7 protein-coding genes are annotated in these 5,217 nt (G+C 43.0%); 5 read left to right on the forward strand and 2 right to left on the reverse strand.

The window, feature by feature from the left end; genetic code table 11:
• On the forward strand, positions 1–239 hold a 239-nt coding region (locus RLO19_RS15080; protein ID WP_446357617.1), incomplete at its 5' end, for a hypothetical protein.
• Between the two features lie 429 nt (positions 240–668).
• A complete protein-coding gene (locus RLO19_RS15085) occupies positions 669–890 on the forward strand; it encodes a hypothetical protein (RefSeq protein WP_446357619.1) in 222 nt (73 codons plus the stop codon).
• A gap of 5 nt (positions 891–895) precedes the next feature.
• Here the strand turns inward: RLO19_RS15085 and RLO19_RS15090 are convergent, their stop codons facing one another.
• On the reverse strand, positions 896–1,555 hold the full coding sequence (locus tag RLO19_RS15090) for a nuclease-related domain-containing protein (protein WP_446357621.1): 660 nt from the start codon (positions 1,553–1,555) through the stop codon (positions 896–898).
• Positions 1,556–2,059: 504 nt separating this feature from the next.
• Here RLO19_RS15090 and RLO19_RS15095 point away from each other — a divergent pair.
• The 3 genes from RLO19_RS15095 (at position 2,060) to RLO19_RS15105 (ending at position 4,334) form a co-directional block, all read left to right on the forward strand.
• Positions 2,060–2,242, forward strand: coding sequence for a hypothetical protein (locus RLO19_RS15095; RefSeq protein WP_446357623.1), 183 nt, complete (start codon positions 2,060–2,062; stop codon positions 2,240–2,242).
• Positions 2,243–2,389: 147 nt separating this feature from the next.
• On the forward strand, positions 2,390–2,746 hold the full coding sequence (locus RLO19_RS15100) for a hypothetical protein (protein ID WP_446357625.1): 357 nt from the start codon (positions 2,390–2,392) through the stop codon (positions 2,744–2,746).
• Between the two features lie 1,012 nt (positions 2,747–3,758).
• A complete protein-coding gene (locus RLO19_RS15105) occupies positions 3,759–4,334 on the forward strand; it encodes a Uma2 family endonuclease (RefSeq protein WP_446357627.1) in 576 nt (191 codons plus the stop codon).
• An 82-nt stretch (positions 4,335–4,416) separates the two neighbouring features.
• Here the strand turns inward: RLO19_RS15105 and RLO19_RS15110 are convergent, their stop codons facing one another.
• Positions 4,417–5,037 (reverse strand): hypothetical protein, encoded by a 621-nt coding sequence (locus RLO19_RS15110; RefSeq protein ID WP_446357629.1) that lies wholly within the window; start codon positions 5,035–5,037, stop codon positions 4,417–4,419.
• Between the last annotated feature and the right edge of the window lie 180 nt (positions 5,038–5,217).

The raw sequence follows: 5,217 nt of genomic DNA on the forward strand, positions 1-5,217 counted from the left end.
CTTGTATTTACATTACCACAATAGTAGAACGTTATCCGAATTATTTGACTGGCGAATTTATTCGCTACCTAGACGGTTCGCTCGGTTTCATCTCCCAGCTAAAGAGCGTGGGAGCCTTCACCCATCGCTTGAACGGTAAAATTTCTAGAGGGAATCAATGTATTCAGTCATTTTTTCTGATACCGTTTTTCCCTCTTTACTCGCTTCCTTCTTTATCTTCTCCTTCTGTTCTTTACTAACCCTAATGTAAATCCGTTCGTCTTTATTCTTACCCATGACCTCTAGGCAATTGACTTGTACGCACAAAGTTATTATATTGTCTATAGTCAACACGGTAAGCGGCTAGCAGGAGATCTGACCTCCCACTAGCGACACTCCCTGTTGCGTACACAACAAAGGAGCAGTTTTATTATGACCGAAACCGTTAACGGTTACCAATCTATCGCCTGTTTACTGGTTTGCAGTTCTCGAACGGGAACTAAGGATTGAAACAGTTGAACCCGAACCAGTATTAAGGGTAGGCTTAACCTTTTAGCTTCTAGCCAGCCTACCCCTCTTGTCCCATTTCTTCATGAGAACTGGGCACTGAAAAGTAATTCATTAACATAAACAGGGGCTTGTTAGTTATGGGTCGTCGTTCAGATTTCAATTACAGAACTCACGCGAAATTGAGTTCTGACGTTTTTGACTGTATGGATACTGTAGACCAAATTTCTCTCTTGTTTGGTTTACTGGATATTTGCTTAGAAGAGTTAGAAAGTTCATCAAAATCAAACATTCGTTCGACTCTTTTAATTGATTCGTTTTTTGTCCAAGCTAAGCCATGTATAGATAAATTGCGTTTTAAGCTGCGGCGGACATTTCGTGAACTTCAGCGTCGTTCAATTTGATTAATTCACGCTTCGCTTAAAGCTTTGACAATTTGATTAACTTGTTCTTGTGTTAGATATTCTTGTGTCTTAAGGAGAAAACTCCTCAAGCTACCAAGACTATCTAATACAGGAACACAACATTCTTTAGCCCCAATCCATTTAGCTGAGGGAAAAACCACCGGGGCATGAACAAAATCGCGTGGCAGAGTAGAAACCAGTGGGCGTATCCATTTATAAAAGCAGCGCTGGTGATAAAGACTTTGTTTTGTGGGGCTTTCTTTAAGTGGTATCCAATTGTTTCCCTCTCGGCGTTTCCAGTTATCACGGTAAGCAGTAAAAGACCCTTTCCAGTTTTTGACTTCAATTAAAAACACACCACTAGGACTAACTATCAAGCGGTCAACCTCTGTCACTTTATCGCCAACTGGAATAAGGGCATTAGGAAAACAGAACCAGGTATTAGGCAAAGACTCGAAAGCCAGTGATAAAGAGACAAACGATTCACCGAGCGTTCCTTTAATCGAGTTGCGGATTTGATTAACATTATAGGAAATTGAGACAAAACTTTCTAAGAAAGTCCCATCAAAATTTTGAGTAACTTTTTTCCGACCTGCTGCTTTACTTTGCTTAACCTGACTTTGAAATTGTTCACGTAAACGAGAAGATTGTTGAAGAGTTTGCATGAAAATAACCGGGAATGATTAAGATAACAATATCTCAATTGTGTCAAGGGTAGTCAGGTGTTATTGTTAGGTGGCTCTGAGAGAGTTAGCGGGTGACCCCTTAGCGATTTTGTACAAAACTCTCACAGCGGTAAGGCGACAGCGGAAGCCCCCGACGCCCCCATCGGCGCGACCGAGGCACGAGGGAGGGCGAGGGGCGGCAGGGCTTCACGGTACAGGGCGTTAGCCCATCTATTTACTTGATACATTAGTAATAACTCGGATTTTTAAATGGATAACCTTTGCAACTTAGCCGCAAGCGGGGATGATTTTGTGTTCGTCTGGCTAGTCAAATGTTATCACATTCAATCAAGCCTGATAAAGCCAGACTCACACCGCTATCGCTAAAATCATCCTCACGCTTGCTGAGATAGTCCAGAAGCCATCTTAACCCTGGTTTAGGTAAGAGAGTACATTATCAAAATTTTATAAACCTTCTAGAGCCTTACAGGACTAATTAAAATTATGCAGTTATTACTTAATTATCAAGTACATAGTATTGGGCTGGCGCCCAGGTGTACTGGGGAAGCTTCGCGGCGGCGCTCCGACAGGCTACGCGCCCCGCCTGCGGCAAGCCATCCCCGCAGCTTTCGCTTAGCCAGCGATCGCGAGACGGTATTCTTTTGCCAGAACTTGAACGGTCTGTGAGGCTAACTAGGATTGTGTCTCACACCAACTATGAGACTTTAGTCATCGTATCGTTAGATTTTATCAAAACATAATTTTTAAAGAATCTTTCCATTTTTGTTGGTATCAAATTGATAAAATTATAGGAGTAGAATTGGGAGAACATTGATGAAAGGATACAAACAAAAATCTAAGAAGAGCAAAGGGAATAAACAAGGTTTATCGCTTGAGGCTATCGAACGCTTGAACAAGGCTCGAAATGTTCTAAGAGAACAGGTAAAACAGGGTGGTCTTATTGATTCAATTTTTGAGATTGAGGAGTTGGGCTATCACATATCAACAGTAGTAATGATCAATAGCCCAGATATAAAGGTCAACGCCTATGGGGATATGAAAGACCCTCGATGGGTTGCACTCCTAAAAGATATGGAGTTAGAAGGAAATGGGACTTTCATTGACTCAGAATCAGATCAGGATTGTCCTGCGTGTGGAGGAACAGGAATCATTGAGGATTCTTTGAATTAACTTTCTAAATGAACACAAATGAAAGAGATAGCGTATCAGTTTTGTTACGCTATTTTTTATATCAAACTTGATGAAAACCAACACGGTGAGTAGACCCCAGGGGGCTTATGGTGGAATTTGGCCCTGGGTTGATTGGGTCTGGAGTGTTCCCGTTGTATAAGTCTCATACTGTCTCATAAGCCAATCAAGACTGGTAGCGATTTTCCGGCTTGCGGACTGCCAGCCGCGCCTTGATTATCACCACGACTTTGGAGCTAAATTAACTGGCGCGTGCTGGCAGCGGAAAATCGAGCGAAGCGATCTACCAGTCTGGTGGTTAGTTTTCGATAAGTTCATCGCGGTGGTTGTCGTATCAAATCCACACCCTGATTGGATTTCGTCTTCTACTGCTCCTAGACATCAGCACCTATTGATTCAATAACTAACTGCCGAACGGTTTTTAAAAATTGGTTTTTAAAAATTAACAAGCAGTAAGTGGACATCCAGTGATTTTGTAGAAAACCATTCATTATATCATGTCTGTGTGTATCGTGTATCTATCATATCTGTAGTTATTTACCCAAATTTTTGTGCTGTTAGCGTAGTGACAGGTGAAGAATAAGTTTTTCTTGGGTAGTTTTTCGGCGCTCACCAAGATTCTTCATAAGTAATTCTGATCAATTGCTTCGCTAGTTCCCGGACAATAGACCGCTGTGCTCAATCCCCCGCTGGCAGCACACGCCAGTCAAGTTGGTCTCGATATTGGAAGGATAATTTTAGAGTGGCTGCCAGTCTGCTGCGCCAGGGGATTGTTGGTAGTCCTCTGAAAACGATTCGAGTTTTTTAAAACCGAACGGTGACAGCCTGGAGGTTTGTCGAAAAGCAGTTTTAAAAAACTAACAAGCAGAAAGTGCGATCGCTTGTCTAATCTTCTAAACTTTAGTCAGAGAAGTACATCAAGACGATAATCGGGGAAAAATCAGCAGGAAGTGACAGGACTGCTAGATGATATAGTTTTTAAGGAATTCATACTATGGTTCAAGCCAAACCTAGATTTTCCAGCTTTGAAGAATACTTGTCTTATGACGATGGGACAGATAAACATTATGAACTATTAAATGGAGAGTTGATTGAATTGCCCCCAGAATCAGGTGAAAATATCTCCATCCTCAGTTTTCTTCATTTCCAGCTAGTTCTACTTATCGGACACCGAAGAGTGCGATGGGGATTAGAGCTTGAAGTTGAAGGAGAACCCAAAAATCGCTACCCCGACCTTACCGTCATTCGGGAAGAGCATATCCAACAGTTACGACCACGCAACACAATCAGGCTTTCAATGCAACCGCCTCTAGTGGTCATTGAAGCGGTTAGCCCTGGACTCAGTAATAGAGAGAGAGACTACATCGATAAACGGAAACAGTATCAAGACCGGGGTATCCCCGAATACTGGTTGATTGACCCAGCTCGAGCTACCGTTACTGTTTTGGAACTTACGGACGGAATCTATCGGGAGTTGGGTGTTTTTCGTGGGGAAGACCTAATTCAGTCCTCTGTAATACAGGAGCTGAACCTAACCGCACAACAGCTACTTCAAGCAGGAGGAGTTTAACTTGAAGTGCAGTAGTTTGGGGGGGGTGAGTTTACTGTCTCAATTTTTGGAAATTTTGGCAGAGTAACTTACCATCGGTGTTTCACTTCCACGAATGCCCATAAATTTCTACCAGCAACTTGGATACACGCTTGAACAACGGTGATTGCCGTCCTACCCTGAGCGCGGCTAAAATGCGATCGCACTTTTCCGGCGTGAGGACTTGACGCTCCAGTTCCTCAATACGATTCAACAATATATCTATCTTCTGGAGGTAATCATCGCGTTCTTTTTTGAGAACCTCGACGGTCTGTGACATTGCCTTCTGTTCAGTCTCACAATTTGCATGAGACTTTAACTCGGTCAACTCTTCCGATCGGTAACGCGATGGGCGGACTTTGGCTTGCTCGTAATTGGCAGGTCTGAGTGCTAGCTTACTAGCGATCGCGTCCAGCTTAGGGAAAATCAACTCGTGGGATTGTCCCAAGTGCTGACCTCTGAGTTTCCCACCGACGCGGCGTTGGGCTTTCCAATATCCTTGTGATTTATAAGCGCTGAATGTGCCAACTACGGTATCAAAGCGGAATTTTCTATGATTCATCAGCCATTCTTCCCAGGCGCTGCCCTTCATCTCTTGGTAAGAGGAGGGTATTTTTAGTACCGCTGGCAGTGAATCATCGTGTAATCCGTCGTGTTTTACTGTGGGGCAGAAAGGTTTAGTCATCGTACAGTCTCATATAGTCTCATAGTTCAATACTCTAATATTACCGGAAAAGCGATGGGTGAAGGCTCCCACGCTCTTTAGCTGGGAGATGAAACCGAGCGAACCGTCTAGGTAGCGAATAAATTCGCCAGTCAAATAATTCGGATAACGTTCTACTATTGTGGTAATGTAAATACAAGT

Source organism: Coleofasciculus sp. G2-EDA-02 (genome assembly GCF_040226375.1).
Classification (GTDB): domain Bacteria; phylum Cyanobacteriota; class Cyanobacteriia; order Cyanobacteriales; family Coleofasciculaceae; genus Coleofasciculus.